At 61.8% G+C, this 18,834-nt stretch carries 20 protein-coding genes and 1 tRNA gene; 11 read left to right on the top strand and 10 right to left on the bottom strand.

Annotation, left to right across the window (positions count from 1 at the left end):
- Window positions 1-12 precede the first annotated feature (12 nt).
- The gene (locus ABLE38_RS09960) at window positions 13-474 is read left to right on the top strand and encodes an Lrp/AsnC family transcriptional regulator (protein WP_348973992.1); all 462 of its coding nucleotides are present in this window, start codon (window positions 13-15) and stop codon (window positions 472-474) included.
- A 139-nt stretch (window positions 475-613) separates the two neighbouring features.
- Here ABLE38_RS09960 and ABLE38_RS09955 read toward each other — a convergent pair whose 3' ends face one another.
- Window positions 614-1,783 carry a phosphatidylserine/phosphatidylglycerophosphate/cardiolipin synthase family protein gene (locus ABLE38_RS09955; protein WP_348974483.1) on the bottom strand — a complete coding sequence of 390 codons (1,170 nt, stop codon included), beginning with the start codon at window positions 1,781-1,783 and terminating at the stop codon, window positions 614-616.
- 227 nt (window positions 1,784-2,010) lie between these two features.
- Between ABLE38_RS09955 and rpoZ the strand changes: the two genes are divergently transcribed.
- A complete protein-coding gene (gene rpoZ, locus ABLE38_RS09950; protein ID WP_348973991.1) occupies window positions 2,011-2,355 on the top strand; it encodes a DNA-directed RNA polymerase subunit omega in 345 nt (114 codons plus the stop codon).
- Window positions 2,356-2,445: 90 nt separating this feature from the next.
- The gene (locus ABLE38_RS09945; protein WP_348973990.1) at window positions 2,446-2,670 is read left to right on the top strand and encodes a hypothetical protein; all 225 of its coding nucleotides are present in this window, start codon (window positions 2,446-2,448) and stop codon (window positions 2,668-2,670) included.
- A 5-nt stretch (window positions 2,671-2,675) separates the two neighbouring features.
- Here ABLE38_RS09945 and ABLE38_RS09940 read toward each other — a convergent pair whose 3' ends face one another.
- From ABLE38_RS09940 to ABLE38_RS09930, 3 genes are read right to left on the bottom strand one after another with little or no spacing between them, the layout of a single operon-like run.
- Window positions 2,676-2,963 carry a hypothetical protein gene (locus ABLE38_RS09940; RefSeq protein WP_348973989.1) on the bottom strand — a complete coding sequence of 96 codons (288 nt, stop codon included), beginning with the start codon at window positions 2,961-2,963 and terminating at the stop codon, window positions 2,676-2,678.
- A complete protein-coding gene (locus ABLE38_RS09935; protein ID WP_348973988.1) occupies window positions 2,960-3,646 on the bottom strand; it encodes an RlmE family RNA methyltransferase in 687 nt (228 codons plus the stop codon). The genes ABLE38_RS09940 and ABLE38_RS09935 overlap by 4 nt, the downstream gene beginning before the upstream one ends.
- Window positions 3,643-4,674, bottom strand: coding sequence for a Ppx/GppA phosphatase family protein (locus ABLE38_RS09930; protein WP_348973987.1), 1,032 nt, complete (start codon window positions 4,672-4,674; stop codon window positions 3,643-3,645). Before ABLE38_RS09930 ends, ABLE38_RS09935 begins: the two co-directional genes overlap by 4 nt.
- 189 nt (window positions 4,675-4,863) lie before the next feature.
- Between ABLE38_RS09930 and ABLE38_RS09925 the strand changes: the two genes are divergently transcribed.
- A tRNA-Gln gene (locus tag ABLE38_RS09925) sits at window positions 4,864-4,937 on the top strand.
- A 150-nt stretch (window positions 4,938-5,087) separates the two neighbouring features.
- Here the strand turns inward: ABLE38_RS09925 and ABLE38_RS09920 are convergent.
- From ABLE38_RS09920 to ABLE38_RS09910, 3 genes are all read right to left on the bottom strand, one after another.
- Window positions 5,088-5,225: a hypothetical protein gene (locus ABLE38_RS09920; protein ID WP_348973986.1), complete on the bottom strand. Its 138-nt coding sequence runs from the start codon at window positions 5,223-5,225 to the stop codon at window positions 5,088-5,090.
- 431 nt (window positions 5,226-5,656) lie between these two features.
- The gene (locus ABLE38_RS09915; RefSeq protein ID WP_348973985.1) at window positions 5,657-6,082 is read right to left on the bottom strand and encodes a hypothetical protein; all 426 of its coding nucleotides are present in this window, start codon (window positions 6,080-6,082) and stop codon (window positions 5,657-5,659) included.
- A gap of 112 nt (window positions 6,083-6,194) precedes the next feature.
- Window positions 6,195-6,641, bottom strand: a complete 447-nt coding sequence (locus ABLE38_RS09910) for a hypothetical protein (protein WP_348973984.1) — start codon at window positions 6,639-6,641, stop codon at window positions 6,195-6,197.
- A 589-nt stretch (window positions 6,642-7,230) separates the two neighbouring features.
- Between ABLE38_RS09910 and ABLE38_RS09905 the strand changes: the two genes are divergently transcribed.
- Both ABLE38_RS09905 and ABLE38_RS09900 read left to right on the top strand, forming a co-directional pair.
- Window positions 7,231-8,265, top strand: coding sequence for a hypothetical protein (locus ABLE38_RS09905; protein WP_348973983.1), 1,035 nt, complete (start codon window positions 7,231-7,233; stop codon window positions 8,263-8,265).
- Window positions 8,265-8,834 (top strand): hypothetical protein, encoded by a 570-nt coding sequence (locus ABLE38_RS09900; RefSeq protein ID WP_348973982.1) that lies wholly within the window; start codon window positions 8,265-8,267, stop codon window positions 8,832-8,834. Before ABLE38_RS09905 ends, ABLE38_RS09900 begins: the two co-directional genes overlap by 1 nt.
- Window positions 8,835-8,993: 159 nt before the next feature.
- Here ABLE38_RS09900 and ABLE38_RS09895 read toward each other — a convergent pair whose 3' ends face one another.
- The gene (locus tag ABLE38_RS09895) at window positions 8,994-9,440 is read right to left on the bottom strand and encodes an SHOCT domain-containing protein (RefSeq protein WP_348973981.1); all 447 of its coding nucleotides are present in this window, start codon (window positions 9,438-9,440) and stop codon (window positions 8,994-8,996) included.
- Between the two features lie 669 nt (window positions 9,441-10,109).
- Between ABLE38_RS09895 and ABLE38_RS09890 the strand changes: the two genes are divergently transcribed.
- The 5 genes from ABLE38_RS09890 (at window position 10,110) to ABLE38_RS09870 (ending at window position 14,946) form a co-directional block, all read left to right on the top strand.
- Window positions 10,110-11,192, top strand: a complete 1,083-nt coding sequence (locus tag ABLE38_RS09890; protein WP_348973980.1) for a hypothetical protein — start codon at window positions 10,110-10,112, stop codon at window positions 11,190-11,192.
- Entirely contained in the window at window positions 11,189-11,764 is a 576-nt protein-coding gene (locus tag ABLE38_RS09885) for a hypothetical protein (RefSeq protein ID WP_348973979.1), read from the top strand. Before ABLE38_RS09890 ends, ABLE38_RS09885 begins: the two co-directional genes overlap by 4 nt.
- Before the next feature lies 1 nt (window position 11,765).
- A complete protein-coding gene (locus tag ABLE38_RS09880; RefSeq protein ID WP_348973978.1) occupies window positions 11,766-12,893 on the top strand; it encodes an ImmA/IrrE family metallo-endopeptidase in 1,128 nt (375 codons plus the stop codon).
- Between the two features lie 596 nt (window positions 12,894-13,489).
- Window positions 13,490-13,792: a DUF6378 domain-containing protein gene (locus tag ABLE38_RS09875; protein ID WP_348973977.1), complete on the top strand. Its 303-nt coding sequence runs from the start codon at window positions 13,490-13,492 to the stop codon at window positions 13,790-13,792.
- A gap of 23 nt (window positions 13,793-13,815) precedes the next feature.
- Complete coding sequence (locus tag ABLE38_RS09870; RefSeq protein WP_348973976.1) at window positions 13,816-14,946, top strand: hypothetical protein; 1,131 nt, start codon at window positions 13,816-13,818, stop codon at window positions 14,944-14,946.
- A 184-nt stretch (window positions 14,947-15,130) separates the two neighbouring features.
- On the opposite strand, the gene ABLE38_RS09865 is transcribed toward ABLE38_RS09870, so the two are convergent.
- A complete protein-coding gene (locus ABLE38_RS09865; RefSeq protein ID WP_348973975.1) occupies window positions 15,131-15,754 on the bottom strand; it encodes a DUF6118 family protein in 624 nt (207 codons plus the stop codon).
- Between the two features lie 10 nt (window positions 15,755-15,764).
- Window positions 15,765-18,671, bottom strand: coding sequence for a Ti-type conjugative transfer relaxase TraA (gene traA, locus ABLE38_RS09860; protein ID WP_348973974.1), 2,907 nt, complete (start codon window positions 18,669-18,671; stop codon window positions 15,765-15,767).
- Window positions 18,672-18,834: the final 163 nt, after the last annotated feature.

Below are 18,834 nucleotides of genomic sequence, written 5' to 3'. Positions count from 1 at the left end.
TAGGCAGGATGCATGAAAAAGGATGCCCCGGCAGTCGAACTGGATGAGTTCGATCGGAAGATCGTGGACGCTCTGGTCGCAAATGGCCGGATGACCGTGACCGAGCTGGCGAAACAGGTGGGCCTGTCCAAGACCCCGGCGCAGGTGCGGCTCAAGCGGTTGACCGATTCGGGCGTGATCCGCGGCTTCCGCGCGATCATCGATCCGGCGCGGATGGGGCTCGACCATATCGCCTTCACCGAAGTGAAGCTGGCCGACACGCGGGAAAAGGCGCTGCAGGAGTTCAACGCCGCCGTCCGGCGCATCGCCGAGGTCGAGGAATGCCACATGCTGGCGAGCAATTTCGACTATCTGCTCAAGGTGCGCACCGCCGATATCCGCCGCTACCGGATCGTGCTGGGCGAGAAGATCTCGAGCCTGCCGCATGTCGCCAGCACCTCCACCTATGTGGCGATGGAGACGGTGAAGGATTGAGTTTGCAAAGTCGCGCGGCGCGAGGTTGCAAATATTGGACCGTCACCCCCGGCCTTGCGCCGGGGTCCCGCTACCGTTTCCCGAAAAGAAGAAGCGGGATCCCGGCGCAAGGCCGGGATAACGGTGGTAAGATATCCCCTCAGCCCTGCTTGCGTCCGCCGCGCGGGCCGAAGTTCAGCCGGCGCGTGACGTTATAGTCGAGCACTGCCATCACGAAATAGGCCGCCGCCTGCTTCACCCGCGTCCAGACGCCGGTGCGCGCCTTGTAGAGCTCGGGCGTGATCCGCTCGGACCGCGCCACTTCGCCGTCGACAAAGGCGCGGACATAGGCGGCGAAGGCAGCGTCCTCGACGCGGAACATCAGCTCGAGGTTGAGGAACATCGAGCGGATGTCGAAATTGGCCGAGCCGATGTTCACGACGTCGTCGAGCAGGAACAGCTTCGCGTGGAGCTTGGTCGGCTGGTATTCGTAGATCTGCACCTTCTTGCGCAGCAGCCCGGCATAGGTGAAGCGCGCCGCCCAGATCGCGGCGCCGTGATCGAGCTTGGACGGCAGCACCAACCGAACCCGTCCGCGCTGTCCGGCGCGATCGAGCCGGCGCAGCATCGCCGGGTTGGGGGCGAAATAGGCGGCGATGATGTCGATGGACTGCGCGCGCTCCATGTCGCGCTTCACTTCGCGCGCCCAGGGCGACAATCGCCGCATCGGCCCGCCGAGCAGCCAGCGGGTGGCGCCTTCGGGCTCGCTCCAGGTGCGCAGCGTCCGCGCGAGCTTGCGCAGCGACGGCTTGGGGCGCTTCGCCCAATTGGACAGCGCATCGAAATAGCCGACCAGCCGGCCCGCCGCCGGGCCCTCGACGAGCAGGCCGAGGTCGCGCCAGGCTTCCTCGGCGATCGTGCCGAAATAGCTGTCCTCGATGTTGAACCCGCCGACGATCACCCGCTCTTCGTCGGCGAGCGCGAGCTTCTGGTGGTTCCTGAGCAGATAGCGCCGGCCCCAGCGCGGCACGAAGCGGCACACCTCCACTCCCGCCTCGCGCAGCGGATCGAAGAAGCGGTGGCTCTGGGCATGCTCGCTGCCGAGCCCGTCGACGATCAGGCTGACCGTCACGCCGCGCGCCGCGGCATCGAGCAATGCCTGGCGCACGGCGGCGCCGGCCTCGTCGTCGACATAGATGTAATAGAGCACGCGCAGCGAGCGCTCGGCGCGGTTGATCAGGTCGAGCAGCGCCGCCATCCGCTCGGGCCCGTCGGGCAGCAGGGTCAGCCGGTTGCCGTCGACGGTGAAGCTCGGCTGGTTGAAGCGCATCCGGGGGTGATGCGGGACCGGCGGCGCGGCGGCAAGGGGGACGGCGAGGGGGGCTGGGGCTTGCATGACTATCCGTATCGTTCGGCCGTATCGTTGCGGCTGCGTTCCCAACGCGCCGTGCGCGATTCGGTTCGCCCGGGAACGGCGCCTCCCATTTTCTTGACTTTTCCGCGCGCCAACCCTAGATCGCCGCCTTTCCCGGATACTCCGTTTTCAAGGAAGCACAGATGGCGCGCGTCACTGTCGAAGATTGCGTCGACAAGGTTCCCAACCGTTTCGATCTCGTGCTGTTCGCTGCGCAGCGCGCCCGCCAGATCTCCGGCGGCGCCGATCTGACCATCGATCGCGACCGCGACAAGAACCCGGTCGTCGCGCTGCGCGAGATCGCCGAGGAGACGGTGCGCCCGACTCACCTCGAGGAATCGGTGGTCTCGAGCCTGCAGCGCGTGCAGATCGACGACGAGGAGGCCCCGGACGAGGTCGGCTCGATCGCCGCTTCGGCCGAGGCGCTGCGCCTCACCGCCGCAGCCCCGCCGCGCAACCAGAATCTGGGCGGCGACTACGACGGCTGATTCGCCGGCGAATCGCTAATCAAGCAAGGGGCTCCGGAAGCGATTCCGGGGCCCTTTTGCTTGGACCCGTTCACGCCTAGGCTGCACGCCATGTCGCAAGCGCCCGTCGTTACCATCGCCAAGGCATGGCGCAAGTGGCTGGTCGGGTATCTCGTGCTTTCGGCAATCGCCTGGCTGACGAGCCGCTGGCTCGGCTTCGGGATGACGATGGCCAGCCTGGTCTGTGCCCTGATCGCAATGCTTTTCTATCAGCGCGTCGTGAACCGGCGCAGCTGGAAATCCATCGTGTGGGGCGTGCACGCGCGCGAGAAATAGGCGCGCTACGCGGTTCGCCCGAACCGCCGCCAGACCATCACCGGCACTGCGACGAGCACGAAGACCATCAGCAGCGGATAGACCCATAGCCCGCCGCGATCGTTCTCGATCCACGCGATCGCGATCATGCAGGGCACGGCGAGGATCGGGGTGATCTTGGTCGCCCACCACAGCCAGACTCCTTGCCGATCGGCCAGACGCTCCGCGCGCGGGCGCGGGAGCAGGATCATGGTGGCGATCAGCTTGAGCCCGAGCAGCAGGATCACCGCCGTCCAGAGCAGGTCGACGATCATGCCTCGGCAGGCGGCGGCGCGGCGCGACCCTTGAAGCCCTGCGCCACCACGAACCACTCCACCGATCCCTTGCGGCTGGCGGGCGGCTTGGCGTGCTTCACCGTGGCGAAGTTGCGCTTCATCTCGGCGACCAGCGCCGAATCGGCGCCGCCGGCGAACACCTTGGCGACGAAATCGCCGCCCGGCTCGAGCACCTGGATCGCGAAATCGAGCGCGGTCTCGACCAGGCCCATGGTCCTGAGTGCGTCCGTCTGCGGGTGGCCGACGGTGTTGGCCGCCATGTCCGAGATGATCAGGTCGGGCGAGCCGCCCAGTTCCTCGATCAGCCGGCCGGGCGCGGCATCGTCCATGAAATCCATCATCAGGATCGTCGCGCCGTCGATCGGATCGACCGGGAGCAGGTCGATGCCGACCACCGCCGCCTTGGGCAGCTTGCGGCGCACCACCTGCGTCCAGCCGCCAGGCGCGATGCCGAGATCGAGCACGCGCTTCTTGCCCTTGAGAAAGCCGAAGCGCTCGTCGAGCTCGGTGAGCTTGTAGGCCGCGCGGCTGCGATAGCCCTCGGCCTTGGCCTTCTTGACGTACGGATCGTTGAGCTGGCGTTCGAGCCAGCGCGTCGACTGCGCGGTGCGCTTGCGTGCCGTCAGCACGCGGGTATGGCCGCGGCCCCCACCCCTGCTCACAAAACTCTCCCGTTCATCAGGCGGCGAAGAATGCCTTCGCGGATGCCGCGGTCGGCGATGCCCAGCCGCTCGGCGGGCCATAGATCGAGAATCGTCTCGAGGATAGCGCAGCCGGCGACGACCAGGTCGGCGCGCTCCGAGCCGATGCACGGCACCTGGCTGCGTTCGCCCATGCTCATGCCCGCGATGCGCTGGCTGACGTCGCGCATCGCCGCGGCGGGGACGATCAGCCCGTCGACCACCGAGCGATCATAGGCGGCAAGCCCGAGATGGACGCTGGCGAGCGTGGTGACGGTGCCCGAGGTGCCGAGCAGCCGCCGCGTGCCGCGCGGGGTGCGCAGGCGCCGGGCGAAGGGGGAGAAGCTCTCGGCGACGCGGGCGCGCATGCTGGCATAGAGCGCGGCGCGCTCCTCGGGAGTCTCGGCGCCGCCCGATGCCTCGGTAAGCGAGACCACGCCCCAGGGCGCGCTGTGCCAGTCGAGGATGCGGGGCACTTCGCCGCGCGAATCGACCAGCACCAGCTCGGTCGAGCCGCCGCCGATGTCGAACACCAGAGCCGGGCCGTCGCCGGGCTCGAGCAGCGCGTGGCAGCCGAGTACCGCCAGCCGCGCCTCTTCCTCCGCCGTGATGATGTCGAGCGCGATGCCGGTTTCGCGGTAGACGCGCTCGATGAATTCCGAACCGTTCGAGGCCTGGCGGCAGGCCTCGGTCGCCACCGAGCGGGCGAGGATGACGTGGCGGCGCTTCAGTTTCTCCGCGCAGATGCGCAGCGCCGCGATGGTGCGCTCGATCGCCGCATCGGAGAGCTTGCCGCTGGTGGCGAGGCCCTCGCCGAGGCGGACGATGCGCGAAAAGGCGTCGACCACCGCGAAACCCGACCCCTGCGGGCGAGCAATGAGCAGGCGGCAGTTGTTGGTGCCGAGATCGAGCGCGGCATAGTGGCGCGCTTCGGGCCAGCGGCCGCGAATCGGCCGCTCCGGGGGCGGCGCGGGCTTCCGGGCTTTGCCGGGAGCACGGCCGCGGGGCATGTTGGCGGAGCCATCCCCCATAATATCACTCGCTTATGTTCTATTCCGTCACGGCTTTTTGCCGCCGGTGCTTGCGAGCGAGGCTAGCGGAGACTGGGGCAAGGAGCAAGGCAGCGGGGATTTTCCGGGCGTTGACAGCGCCGCGGAGCCGCCTTATTGCGCGCCCCCTGCGGTTTCGACACCGCGTGATGCCCTGTCGTCTAAAGGTAAGACTACGGACTCTGACTCCGTTAATTGAGGTTCGAATCCTCACGGGGCATCCAATCTACCAAAAAATTCCGTTGCCTTTCAGTGACTTACTGAAATGCCGCTCAAACCGCCCCCTCATCGGTTCCCACAGCGCGTTAGCTATGCGGTTTTGCCTGCTTCGCAGCCCGAAGTTTGGGCCTTCCTGACGATTCGACAGTTCGCCGTCATTCGAAAGGGTCCGCACGCCAGAGCAGCTCGAAAGTTGGCGACGCTCCGGTCTTGAGCCGGAAGCGGCGGACGACGATGTCGAGCGCGGTGACGCACGCTTCTTCGCCGACGGCCTGTGGGTAGTGCGTGGACACAACCGAGATAGTTCGCAAACGCGGGAGGGATCTCAGATCCCGAGACAGTGAATTGATTTTGCAATCAATTTCTCGATCCCACCAGGGGCTACCCCACATTTTTCCCCACACCTGACGTGAGATTTTATAGAGCGGCGCGGTACGGGACGGGTCCGCTTTGCGCCCCCACACCCGCCGATCGGCCGTCAGCTTCGTTTCGCCAGACGCGGTCATTCGTTTAGCTCAAAACCGGTTTGGGCGCAGTCGCGACCATAACCACCGATTGCCACTGCCGGAGAGGGCGTTTGCGCAATAAGTTGCATATTTCCTGGCGGGTGATCACTCGACGGCCGCCCGAAGCCGATTCTCCTCTAGGCTCAGCTCTGGGTGTGCAACCGTGAGGATATGTTGCGTTTGCGTCGCCGCGCGCCACGCCCGGGTAATCGGACGGGTTATCTACAGCTCGCTCCGCCCGGTTCTCCCAGTCGATGCCACGCCTCCTCATATTTCGGCTGGGCGTAGGACTTGGGCTGCAACCAGAACGAGACCGCGCCGGTCGCCGGGCTGACGCCGCGGTGGGCAAGGGCCTTCACCTCGTCGAGCGTGAGGACGTAGCAGGTCGGCGCGGCCGTGTTCGCCCTGATGGTGACGATCCACCAAGGCGAGCGGAGGGCGTCAAGCGATCCACCAAGCGGCACCGGGTCGCGCTTCGACAGCGCCTTGGACTGGATGGGCAGAACCGTCGCCTCGTCGTCGCTGGCGGCGTAGAGGTCAGCGCCTCGAGCATTGCGGACGGTAGGCATGACGTGCCAGCCGCGTCGGGATAGCTCACGGGCGACGTGGTACAGGCCAGCGTTGCCGGTCAGTTGGTGACGCAAGTCTATCCCCCGCTGCAATGCCCCGCCCGCGTTATCGGACCGAAGTGTGGAGCGCACAACAAAAAGGGCGGCCCGCCGGGACCGCCCTTCGCGTCGGCAGCGCGCTCGACGATCAGTCGAGCTTGAAGTAAATGCGCAGCGACCGGAACGTCGCCGGGGTGACAACGTAGTGGCCGACGCCGCCTGGCTGCTGCGTCCAGTCGTCCCACGTGAACAGGTACGCGTTGCGATTGCCGGTGATGGTGCGCGTCCGCTTGGTCACGCGACCTTGGAAGTGGCCGTAGTTATCGATGCCCGCGGCGTCGAGTTGGCTAGCGTGGATGACTGGGCCGTTCTCGGCAATGATCTTCAGGCCAGCGATCGTCTCGGCGGAACAGCCCGCCATGAAGTCCTCCATCTGGTCCGCGTTCAGATCGACCACATCCTCGAAGTCGTCGGCGGTGAGGCCGTCGGGCAGCCCCGTCACGTCCACTGTCGGCTTGGCGAACAAGAGTTGCTTAAGCTCCTCTTGCGCCGATGGCGAAAGGTTGCGAATATCGTCTTTGGTAAGCATGAGCATGGTATTCTCCATTATCAGTTTGCCATTTGAGGGAGCCAAATAGCCGTTTGGCTCCCTCAACACAAGATTTGGCGATTATGGTTGTCTTTGTCAAACGGGTATTTGACCGTGCCAATCTAGTTTTTGGCATTATGAAAAGTGCGCTCAGCGGGGCTGCACGCCGGAGCAAGCGCTTGCGAGGTGCTATCCAGCGACACGCCGCTCCGCGACTTCGCCCAGGCGCGGGAGCGGGCCGAGAGCCGCCGAGGGACAAACCCCGCCGCTGCCGGCTCATCTGCGCTATGCCAAGCTCAAGGCGCAGCGCCTGCTGGCGGATGAGACGCGCCTGAAATTCGGCCGAGCCTCCCGCGACCTCGATGGCAACCCCGTGCACCACGACGCGCCGCGCGTGCCTGTGATGTCGCGGCGATTTCCACAGTACCGGCGTGGGCAATCGGTTGTGCGGTGAGTGCCGCAAGAAGGTGGCGGACGCGAGTTCCTACGCGGTGTAAAGTCCAGCGGCGCGAAGCGGACTTCTAAGTTCCTTGGCAATTTCCCTGGCGGACGCAATACAGTTCCCCCGCAGAAATATCGCGACGCAGGGGGGATGATGAGCACGGCCTATCACATGGTACACTATCGGCGTTTCGAGGCAGATGCGAAGCAGTTGAAGGGACAGACCCTGGAAGGCCTCTGTCGGGAGGCGCTGAATAGTCAAAAGGGGGCTGCCGCCTTGTGGGCAAGGCCCGAGGATCGCGTGTTCGACGTGACAGATGGCGATGGCCGCAAGATATTCCTGAACAAGGTAGCGGACTTGTCCAGCGCGGTATTTGGCGAGATGTGTCTAGCGCAAGCGAAGGACTTGCAGGCGCTGCTCAAGATGGAGCCCTCGGAGGTCGAGCTTTCGGACCTGACCACGGCAACGGTTTACGACCTCAACGAGAGCGAAGCCCCTGCGGGGTCGCAGTTCATCCGCGGGCTCGCCTACTGGATCGCCATCGGAAACCACGTTCTGTTCGTGAAGACGCACTCCATGACGCCTGAACTCGTCAGGCTCTATCTTGACTGGCTTCTCAAGAAGGGCGGCGCTGTGGTCGATCCCTCGCTCTCGTTCGCGTTGAATGCTGAATTCGACAACACGATGACGGCTGGCGACATTGGTGAGATACGCAACCTGCGCGTGACGGGTAAGTCTGCCCCGCAGGCCATATCCGTTCCGGTCGAGCCGAAGGAGCGCGAGGTGAAAACCTCGCGGCGCATCGCCGACAGGTTCGCGGAAATGCAGCAGGCGGTGCCGATCGTGGAGGCGATCTTCGGCAAGACGAAGACGGCCTCGCTCGTTGAAAGCCTCGGTCCGGAGGAATATCTAGCGGTAGAGGCGTCGGTGAAGGTCCGGGGACGCCGGACGGAGAAGTCGCGCGAGCAGTTCCAGGCCATTGCAAACGACTTGGCCGATGCGTCGGACGCCAAGGTCGAGATTGAGGGTAAGGACGGCAAGGTCGTTGACGGCGACGCCATCTTGCGGACCCGGATGCCGTTCAATTTGCCGCACGAGGGCAGCAATCTGTTGGAGTTCGACAACGTCGCGGATCAGCTCCAAGAGGTATATTCTCGGTTCGTGAAGGACGGAAAGATCAAGGCCTGATGGCCCGAACGATTGCCATTGTTGTTACCGTGCTGGCGGCCGGGCTCTTCGCTTGGGCGGTCCCGCTCGCGCGCCTGTTCGATGCGTTCACGCCGCTGATTACCGCGCTCTCGATCATGGTCGCAGCGGTCTTCGTCCGCTTGAATCGCGGAATGCCGACTTTGGAGTGGAAGAGCCTCGACCCCGGGGAGCGGCAGGGCCTCACGGCGGCAATCCTCCGCGTCACCACTGAGTACGGCTGGATAATAAGCATCATCGCAATCGTGCTTGGTGGGCTGGTGACGCTCACGGTGATCGGAAAGGCCGACGCCGCGCTTTGGTCGGTGTGGGGCCGCCGGGCGGTCTCGGGTGCGGTCGGCGGACTTGTTAGCCTTTGCGCGGCGCGCATGGGCTACGTGGTTTGGCGGGACATCGACATCGTCCGTTTGCAGAAGCGACTCATCGACGGCGCGGCTTCGCGCGAGACATCGGAGCAGCAAGGAAAGCTCGCGGACGGTAAGGTGGCGAACATCCGGGCGGCGAACGTTCGGCCCGTGACAGTGCAACCGCCGAAGGCGTGGGGAGAGTAAGCGGTGGTTGCGATTCTTTCCCCGAAAGCTGGATATCTTTATCGATTGGTTTTGGGCCGGTGGTGGGAATTAGCCCGCTGCTGGCATCGCATCGCGCGGTGTCTGTTGTGCAAAGGCTTGGTCGGGCCTCGAACACGGGCTCGCTGAAAATGTTCAACGTCAGCCCAACAATTTTGCTTTTTGGGCGGAGAACTCTTCGTCCGTTAATAAGCCCTGCTGCCGCAGCGCGCCGAGCTTAGCGATTTCGTCCGCGACGGAGAGGCCGACAGAGGGAGGGTCGGCCTTGCTTGTTCGCCCAGCTTCAATCCAGTCGCGAAGTTCTGCAAATTTGTCCCGATCAGCCCGATCATATTGAAGGCGATTCTGATTCTGGACGTTCGGGCTGGCGTGGGGCGATGGGCGTTGTTCCCCCAGAATATCCAGTACCATAAAGCCCGCTACCCAATCACCTGGCTCCTTCCATGAAACCGAAGTGATGTTTGCGCGCGGGACACGCTTAGTGCCCAGAAAACCATAAAACCAAGCAGAGTATTTAAGGACCAGGAGGTCGCCCTCGGTCCAAATCGTAATTCCACCTGCCTTTAGTGGCTGCGCTTCATCGATCATTTGCTTCCCCCATTGCGGGCAAAGCTATTTGTAGCCCGGGACTATGTCTAGGCCGCTGCTCGCCCCCCACCCTTTGTGTTGCCGGCCGGCGCTTCGCTGCACGCGCAACGAAGCCCCGCGTGTTGGATGACCAAGCGCCGTGTGCGGCGAGAAACGGATCACACCGTTCTGCACGCCTCTGAAATTCTCGACCTTTAAGCTGGCGATCTCCATTCCCCCCTCTGACGATTGAATAGCTATCGGAGGCGTATCAGGCTGTCGGTAGGATATCGGTCGGTTCCGATCGCGCTGACCAGCTCGATGGAGGTCGATCCGGTGCTGTTGTGTCGGTCGGTCCCGGCGGGTCAGCGCTTACTTTCCATCGCATATTCATATTCAGCGCCTTGCCATTAAAGCCCAAGTCGCCCTCGCGAACGATCGCTGTTCGAATGAGATAGGAAATGGTTTGGTCGGCTTCGGTTAGCCTTAGGGCTGGCAAGAATCGAATAGTAACGCAACCCCGAACTCATCTCTCCTGTCCGGCATTGGGCCGGCCAGCTCGTGCGGGAACCTCGTCATCATTCAGAAGTCGCCACGACTTCCACGAAACGATTCAGGCTGCACCGTTGCGCTCGACAACCGCACTTACGATTCCTACATTCCGATTATTGTCCGGGAGGCAATACTTAGATGGCGAGCGTTATTGCTGATGATTGCCATATCCATGCGGTGCCGAAGCCTCGGGGCGGGAAACCGCGCTTTTGGTGTTTCTCGCACAATGCATCCGCAACTGCGCGTTTCGGCGGGCGAATGGTCCGGTGCGAAGGTGCATATCAAACGATCGCGGACTTTCGGCGCTTCCGGCTGAATCCAGATGACTTTCCGGGTGGAGTCGCGCTTTGGGGGGCAGTCGAGCCAGTTTACAATACCGCCGACGAGCCCGCCGACCGAGGTATCCATGTGCATGCTCGACAGCGGCCAGGCGGAAAGAAGGACATCGACGCTACTTTTGACGCGGTTGAGCTTGCAGTAAACCGTGACCTTTTCAATCAGGAGCGAGTTCTCATCACCGCTGAGACAGCGGTTGCTTACTACATTAGTCGTTTCCTTGGCAGGAATATTGTTGGCCTATTTTGCCACCACTGCGGCACGCCCCACTTGGATTCCGATTGGTTCGCTGTGAAACCGCATCGCGTCCATCTGTGTCACGGTTGTAATAGGCTTTTCCGCGAGGAGCAGAAGCGCGTCTCCAATCCGTTGGAGATGGTGCATCACCATTTGAACGCGATCGCACCGGCCGCAAAGATGCGGCGAGCCAAGGGCAGCATTGATATCGGGCAGTCTGATTATCCCGGGGGGCTGCAAATTTGGGCATCCAATCCCGCACTGCTGTGGACTTCCGATAGAAGCGAGCAAGAAGGCATCCACGTCCACGGCTGGGTAAAACCAGGGGTAAATCCGAAGCTCGACGGCACCTTCAGCAATGTAAGAATTGACGGCATTGAGTTGGACGAGAAGCATCTGCGCACCTTCATGGCGCAAAATGCACTTACCTATCTTAAGGGGAAGGTCGTCCATCTATCTTGCCCGTCTTGCGGGGCCGAGCTTTTTGATCGCGGCGACTTCGCTTTCCGCCCCCACAACGAGCATCAATGCGAAAGTTGCGGGACCGAGTTTTCCACGGCGGGCCGCCGGCGTGTAGTGTGCAATCCCTTTGTGACGACGATAAAAGCGCTTAAGGCGGCCAAGAGAACGAAGGGGCAGGTTGCGTGAAGGGTTACATCTACATCACTGGCACCGGCGCTGATCCAGGGCTGCACAACAACCTCGACGACCCATTGTTCGGCGATCCGCCGACCTTGGGCGCATGCATGACTAATCTTCGGCAATTTGTCGATCCAGGCGACTATCTGTTTGTTGTGTCTGGCAAGGCTGAGAACGTGCAGCAGTACGTTATCGGGGGAATGCGCGTTGCTGAGAAGCTCGACGCGTTAGCCGCTTACGGACGCTTCCCCCAAAATCGCCTCAGGCGTGATGAGAATGGCTTCGTTCGCGGTAATATCATCGTCGACGCGCAAGGCCGCCAACATCCGTTGGATCATCACAAACCCGACACCTTTGAACGGCGTATTCGAAACTATATCGTGGGTGATCAGTCCGCTGCGCTGCAGACCGCAAGAGAAATCGAACTCGGGAGAGAACGCTCATTGCGGAAGCTTTCTGAGATGTTCGAGCGACCAGGAAACCGAGCCATCGACATTCTCGGTCGCCATCGCAGATTGAATGAGGATCAGGTTCACGGTTTGATGGATTGGCTTCGCGGCATAAAAACTGCGGCAAAGTGACGTGACTGCTGTCGCCGATGCGCTTCGCGGGCTGAAAATTAGCCCAAAAGAGATCGCGAACCGTTCAAGGCTGCCTCTTGAGCGCGTTGAGGCGATATTGTCGGGCGAAAATGCCGCGCTATCTGAGGTCCGGGCAATCGCCGCAGGCTTGCGCGTTCCGTTGCATCTCCTCGCCCGCGCGCGCCCGGCTAGCGAAGCCACCTCGGTGCGCCCCCTGTTTCGCGATACAAAGAAAGGACAGGCCTCCTACGACCTTACCGTTGAGAAGGTTGCGTCGTTCATTGAAGCGGCGCTGGAGATCTTACCACCTAGGTCCGGGCTTCCGGGTTGGCTTCAAGCAATCGGAGCGGGCGAGAGAACCTATGCCGAGGCTGATCGGCTAGCGAAGCAGTTCAGGCGGATGGTGTTTGAGGATCACGAAGAGCAACCGGCTAGCGACCTGTTTCTCGTTCTGGGGTCGCTCGAGGGCGTCATTGTCAGTCGCCTAGATTATTCCCGTTATGAGGGCGTCTCTCTCGTTGCCGGCAACTATTGCTTCATTTTTGTTTCACCTCGCTTTGCTGGCCGTATGCTTTTCACAGTTGGGCATGAGTTGGGACATATCGTCGCTCATCATCAGAATGGCGATAGAGCGTTGTTTGAGGAGCCATCAGACATCGGCTCGTTTGGTCGCCACTCGCAAGAGGAGTCGTTCGTCGACGCATTTTCCTCGTGCTTGCTGCTCCCGGATGTGGGCGTTGGAAAATCCCTGAAGCTATTTCGAGACCATTTCGGGATTGAGTCCAACAATCTGACCGACATGGAAATACTCCTCTTGGCTCGTTTTTATGGAGTCAGCTTCGAAGTGGCAGCACGACGTTGCGAGGATCTGCGCCTTCTCCCGGCCGGCGTCGGGCACAGCCTTGCGACTACGTTGAGCAAGGAATTCGGTTCGCCCGAGAAGCGAGCCGAATCGTTAGGCCTTCCCGCTCGTCCAGAAGTATCGTTCCCGCCGATTTCAGCAAACCTGGCCGAACATCTGTCGAGCAAGATCAACCTCGGTGAGATCTCGATTGGTTGGGCAGCCGATAGGCTCGGCGTAACGATCGGGGAAATACTGGCTGCCAATGTTAGGCCAGTTGAGCCTTGAGGGCGCTCCTCGACTCTTGCTCTGTAATCAATTTGGCGCATGCGGGCGCCCTAGAGCTAATTTGTTCGCTTGAGGGAATCGAATGGTGGCTCCCGCCTGTGGTTGTTGATGAGTCGGGCCCGACCTGCGCAGCCATAACTCTTGAGTTGCAGCAGCGGGGATTGCTCAACTTCCTCGACGACGATTCCGTGAACGCGGAACGCTTTCTGGAACTCTTGGACGCGCATCGTCTAGGCGCGGGTGAGACCGAATGCATGGCGGTTGCCGCAGGGGACGATTATCATATTTGCTGTGATGACCGCAGAGCGCGGACAGCCGCCAGCAGCCTCATAGGTACCCATCGAGTCTTTGGCACTATTCGGGTGCTTCGATGGTGCGTTGAGCAACGAAAAATTGAGTGTGGGGAGGCAAAGCGCCTGCTGCGCACAATGCGCGAACAGGGCGGCTTTCTGCCGGACACGCCACAATCCTTTTTCTGTCGAGGTGGCTGAAGCCGGGTTCGGCAGACGGGTTAGCCTGGGACAGAATGCGGAATGCGTTGATTGTGGCGATCACCCTCCTGCAAAAGGCGGCTTTTCTACCGATGGAGGCGGAATATGGGTGATTCGGCCCAACCCCAAACGCTGCTCGAGCAGTTCGACGCCGCTTACGCAAACGTGACTTCCGACCGTCGTGACGTCTATGGTGATCCGCAAGACACCTATCGCCGGATTTCAACCATGCGTAGCATCGTCGACGAGTGCCCGGATGCGCAGATCCGAGAGATTCTCGGTATGATCGTAACCAAGGTGGCGCGCCTGGTTCAAACGCCGGACCATCTAGACTCGTGGGTGGACGTTGCAGGTTATAGCCGCTGCGGCGTCATGCTTCTGAGCGAACGTCAGACACCCAGCCAATAGCGCTCCTGAAAAGTAAATTGATCATGGACATAGAACGGATTCCCGAACCTGACGGTCGAGTTGCGCTTTGGGCATTTGAATGGGGCATGGGCACAGAACCGCCCGCGAAGACGAATCGCCAATTTCTGGGCTACGAGCAGTCGGTACGCCCCTCAACTGGACAACCTGGTTTAATCCGCGAAGCTATCTGCTGGTCCCTCGGCCGCACGCTCGGGAATGTAGCCGTATTTGCCGATGAGATCCTTCAACGCCTTTCCAATGATCTGGGCGAAGATGAGATTCTGGCTTGTGACATAGTCGAAGCGGGGAAAATGCGAAATGGCGCCAAGCGCTGGTGGTGCCGTACACATCAACACCACTGGGGCACGAAAGCTGACATTGCGAATGCCAGGAACACAGGGATTATTCATTGCTCGAACCACACGCAAGCGATGTCTTATGTCGTCAATCCTATTAGTTTCTGCTTGGAAGATTACCGCGAGGTTGAGATTCATTGTTTACTTCCAGCGGCCGTATCGAGCGCTGATCATAAAGAAAGCCTTCGGCCTAGGCTTCATGTTAAGGCCTCGTCATCTGCCGAACATTCCGAAGCAATCGACTCTATAGTTGACGCTTTGGCGGTCATGTACGATCCGGTTGATGATCTATTTTCGAGATCCGAATCCAACAAGATTTATATCACTCCGCCTACCGCCTTCGATTTTATTATGGGTCTAGAGACCGGCCTGGAAATGGACTGCATCAATTGTCGAGATTGCGGATATCCACATCTTGATATTGGTGAGTTTGGGAGAACGCCACACACAAAGCATCTCTGTAGCAACTGTGGTCGGGACAACACTTGGAGCCGCGGCCCCATAGCTTCGACCCCTCTGAAGCCACTCTACGATAAAAATGTCTATGCTTCACAATTTATAGATGCCGTGGGAACCCTCAACATCGACGATTTCGAAGAGGTCGAGATTGAGATTCACGCCACGTTACCAGCCGTGGTGTGGACAGCGAAGCGACCACAAAAACGCGGCGTGCATGTCAGGCTCAGTCGCGGCAGCGAATGTTTCATTGATGAAGTATTCGGAAGCGTGTTTTTCCGCGGTCAACAACTCCAGCGGGGCGCGTTGCTGGATCAGATGATCTCTCGAACGATTGTCTGAACTCGATTTTCCATGCCAGCGATCATGGCCGTCAGGTCGAGCCCAACGCGCTCCGCGATACAGCTGCAGAGCGCGACCGCGCCACAGGCGCGAGGTTTATGACCCGAATGCCCTATCTCTCACACTGCTCACGCGACACTTCCAGAACTTTTAAATGGCTGGCGAGAATTGGCGCATCAGGCCGTCATTCTTCGTGTCGTAATTCTGCGCTTTGGCGCTGGCGGGCGACGATCTGCTCCCAACGTTCAGGATCGGCTTTGGCCATCATATTCTGACCAGCGCTCCACATATTGGTTCCAAGCATGCGGGCAGCGATGCGCTCGGGCACGGCCCAACTAACCGGGAGCGACCGTGCAATCGCCCCTGGTAGAATCGCAAATGTCACCATGCCCGCGACGGCAAATGCGATACGGTTGTGCAACAATTCCCGTTTCTGCTCGGCCGTCGCTCGTGACCGCGCGATCATCACGTCGATGCGGCCCGTGGCCGCATCCATGCCAGCAGCAGCGCGCTGGAGCATCTGCTGGTCACGCTCCCGGCTGGCCGCCGCAGCCTCAGCGATCCTGCCGCCCACACTCTCAGGCGTCAGCTGCATGGCGGGATGCTCGGCGATACGCCCTGCCCAAGCCGCAACCTTCTCCATCCGCTTAGAGATTTCCTCAAGGCTGGGCGCATAATCAGGCTGCGATGTGCGCTCGTCGGTCAGCCGCTCGACTGCGCGACGCAGCAGGCTGATCTCTGCACGCAGCTCGCCAAACGCATGGGCGGCAAGGCTGGTATCGACTTCGCGGGTGGTTTCCTGATCCATTCGCGCAGGTCTATCGCTCAAGCCCGCGGCTACGCGAGAGGCCGAGCCATTCCTGCACGTTGTGGGATATCGAAGCGCCTTCCCTGGCCCTCATTCCCAGTTCCGGCAGCCGCTTTTTGACCAGCGACTCGGCCTGGGCATCGCGTTCGAGGCTCTTGCCCCAGGCACTCATTTCCTGGCCGATGGCACGTACGCCCGCGTCATCGCCGGCATGGCGGAACGCGCGATGCGCCTTGGCCAGCTTCTGCCAGTCCTCGACCAACCGATCTGCGCGCTTTTCAGGATTGGCGCGCAATTCCGCTTCCAGCACCATTGCGCGCATGGCGGCGCTGGTGCGGCCCTGCGCGGCTTCGCTGATCATGTTGGGGTCGCGCGCGAAGGCGGCGCGCAGATCGCGCGACGCTTCCGGCCGCGCCGTGTCCAGCGCCTCGCGCGCCTTGTCATAGGCGATCCGCTGATGCGGCAATTCGGCGTAGCCATCATTGCGCATCCGCAGGACGTCGGCGGCCGCCCGAGCGAAGCGCTGCACGGCGGTTTCCAAGCCGATCGATGGGGGCGCACGCACCGGCTGAGGTGCAGCAATTCGTACCTCATCGAACATACCGCGCGTCGGCGGTGGCGACATGGGCCGCAGGTCCAGGCCGGCGAACGGATCGCGCACCGGCGCAGACTTCGCCTTCACCACCACCGGCTCGGGCAATTGAATCTGCCGGCGATCGGCGAAGTCGCGCGTGTAATCCGAGGCCATGTCTTTGGCCCGATCTCGCGACAATGCGCGAACGAGCTTCGAAGGTTCGGCAAAGTCGTCGCGACCATAATGCAGGTCCATGACGTCGCGGTGACGCGACAGCGCGACATAGGCGGCGTGGCGATCGAGTCCGGGCGTTGCCAGCACATGCGCGCGATCGACCGTCACGCCCTGCGCCTTGTGGATCGTGGCGGCGTAGCCGTGATCGATATGCGCATAATCCTTGAGGTCGAACGCGACCATGCGACCATCATCGAGCGTGACCGCCATGCGCGCGGCGGTCACGCTCTGGACGATGCCGAGCGAGCCGTTCTTCACGCCCATGCTGCGCTCGTTCTTGAGGAACATGACCCGATCGCCCGAGGCGAAGGTCCGCGGCCCGCGCTCAGTGCGCAGCGCGACATCCTCGCCGAGCTGCCCGGCACTACGCAGCCGGTCGCGCGCGGCCTGGTTGAGTGCCTGCACTTCGTCATTGGTGTGGGTAAGGATGATGCGGGTCGCAGCCGGCATCACCTGACGATCGCGATCCCAGCGATCAATCAGATCGGTGCGTGCCTGTTCGCGCGTGTCGGCGGCATGGACGCGATCATGCTCAGTATAGGCCTGCAGCGCCTCACCGGTGCGGTCAGTGGCAAGCTGCCGGGTCGCGTCGCGCTGCCAATCCTCGCGTTGGCGGCGAATGTCGGTGATCTCAACGCTGCCGTGGCGCTCGGCGATCGAGCGGAATGCGGCGCCGGCCTCAATCGCCTGGAGCTGTTCGGGATCGCCGACCAGCACGACTTTGGCGCCGCGCTTCTCGGCTTCGGCAATCACGCGCTCCATCTGCCGCGAGCCGATCATCCCGGCTTCGTCGATCACCAGCACATGATCGCGGGTCAGCAACTCGCGATCCTGCGACCATTGATGCTCGATGCTGGCGATGGTGCGAGAGGCGATGCCCGAACCGCTTTCCAGATTTTCCGCGGCGATGCCGGATAGCGCGAGGCCTTGCACCTGATAGCCGGCGCGCTCCCAGGCTTCGCGTGCGACGCCAAGCATCGCGGATTTGCCGGTGCCGGCATAGCCGACCACAACGCTGATCCCTTTTGCGCCGGTGACGTGCTCGAACGCCGAATGCTGCTCGCTCGACAGCACCAAACCACGCTTCACGGCTGCGACGAGCGCACGCTCGCGATGCGGTTCGGCGACACCATGCCGCCGGCTGGCCTCAAGCCGAACGGTCGCGCGCTCCAGCCGCTGTTCGGTCTCGATCATCGCGCGACTAGTGAAGCGGTCTTCGTCGCGCCCATCCTTGCCGAGCGCGATCAGGTCAGGCGAGCCGCGCACGGCGGCCATCACATGATCGAACTGCTCCTTCCCCTCGCTATGCCGATGCACGAACATGGCGAGGTCGCGCTTAGTGAAGGTCGCCTGGTTGTGCGTGATCGCGTCGAGCGCGATGCGTGGATCGGCGATGATCTTCGCGCCGTTCGAGCGCGCGATCTCGCGGTGCTCGTCGACCCGCTCAGGATCGAGGCCCTGCGCGGCCATTCGCGATGCGGCCGGACCGATCTTGTTCTGCGGCTCCAGGTCGATGCCCTGCGCTTCGAGCGACCGGTGATCGACCCGCGCATCGATATCGAGTTCGGCGAGTCGCGTGTTGACGTGCTCAGCCCAGCGCTCGCGCCATTTCTCCAGCAAGTCGGTACGGTTCCAGTCGCGGTTCTTCTTGCCGAACCCGTCTTCATCGACATCGCGCAGGGCCAACATCACATGCGCGTGCGGCTTGGCCTCGCCATCGGCGCCGACATCCCAATGCACATTGAGATCGGCGACCATGCCGGAGTCGACAAATTCGGCGCGAACGAAATCGCGCGCGAGCGCAATCCCCCTTTCTGGGGATAGCTCACGCGGAATCGCGAACTCGATCTCGCGGGCAAGCTGCGCGTCCTTGCGCAGCTCGACGGCTTCGACCTCGTTCCACAGGGTTTCGCGGTCGCGCAGGCGTTCGGGCGCGCCGTCGGGCAGCATCACTTCGGAATGAACGACACCGGCCTTGTTCGAGAAGTCGCGATGGCGATCGAGGCGCTGGTCATAGAGGCGCGAAGCGGAGCGATAGGCCGCAGCCGCCAGCGCCGATGATCCGTTGGCGCGGGAGATGACCTTCGCGGAGAAATGGTAGATCGCCATGGCGACCATACCAACTACACCTAACAAGCGACGTCGGCACGACGTATAAGCGCGCCCTCGAAAGAATTCATCTTTCTCGGGATTGCGTAATCCCAAGATATTTCAGGGCGTTGTCGCTGATCGAAGACAGCGATAACTGGTCGGTCCTCATCACGCAAATGAG

It is taken from the genome of Sphingomonas sp. KR3-1 (assembly GCF_040049295.1).
Taxonomy (GTDB): Bacteria; Pseudomonadota; Alphaproteobacteria; order Sphingomonadales; family Sphingomonadaceae; genus Sphingomonas.
The sequence above is the reverse complement of the archived record's forward strand: the minus strand, read 5'-3'. Positions and strand labels throughout refer to the sequence as shown.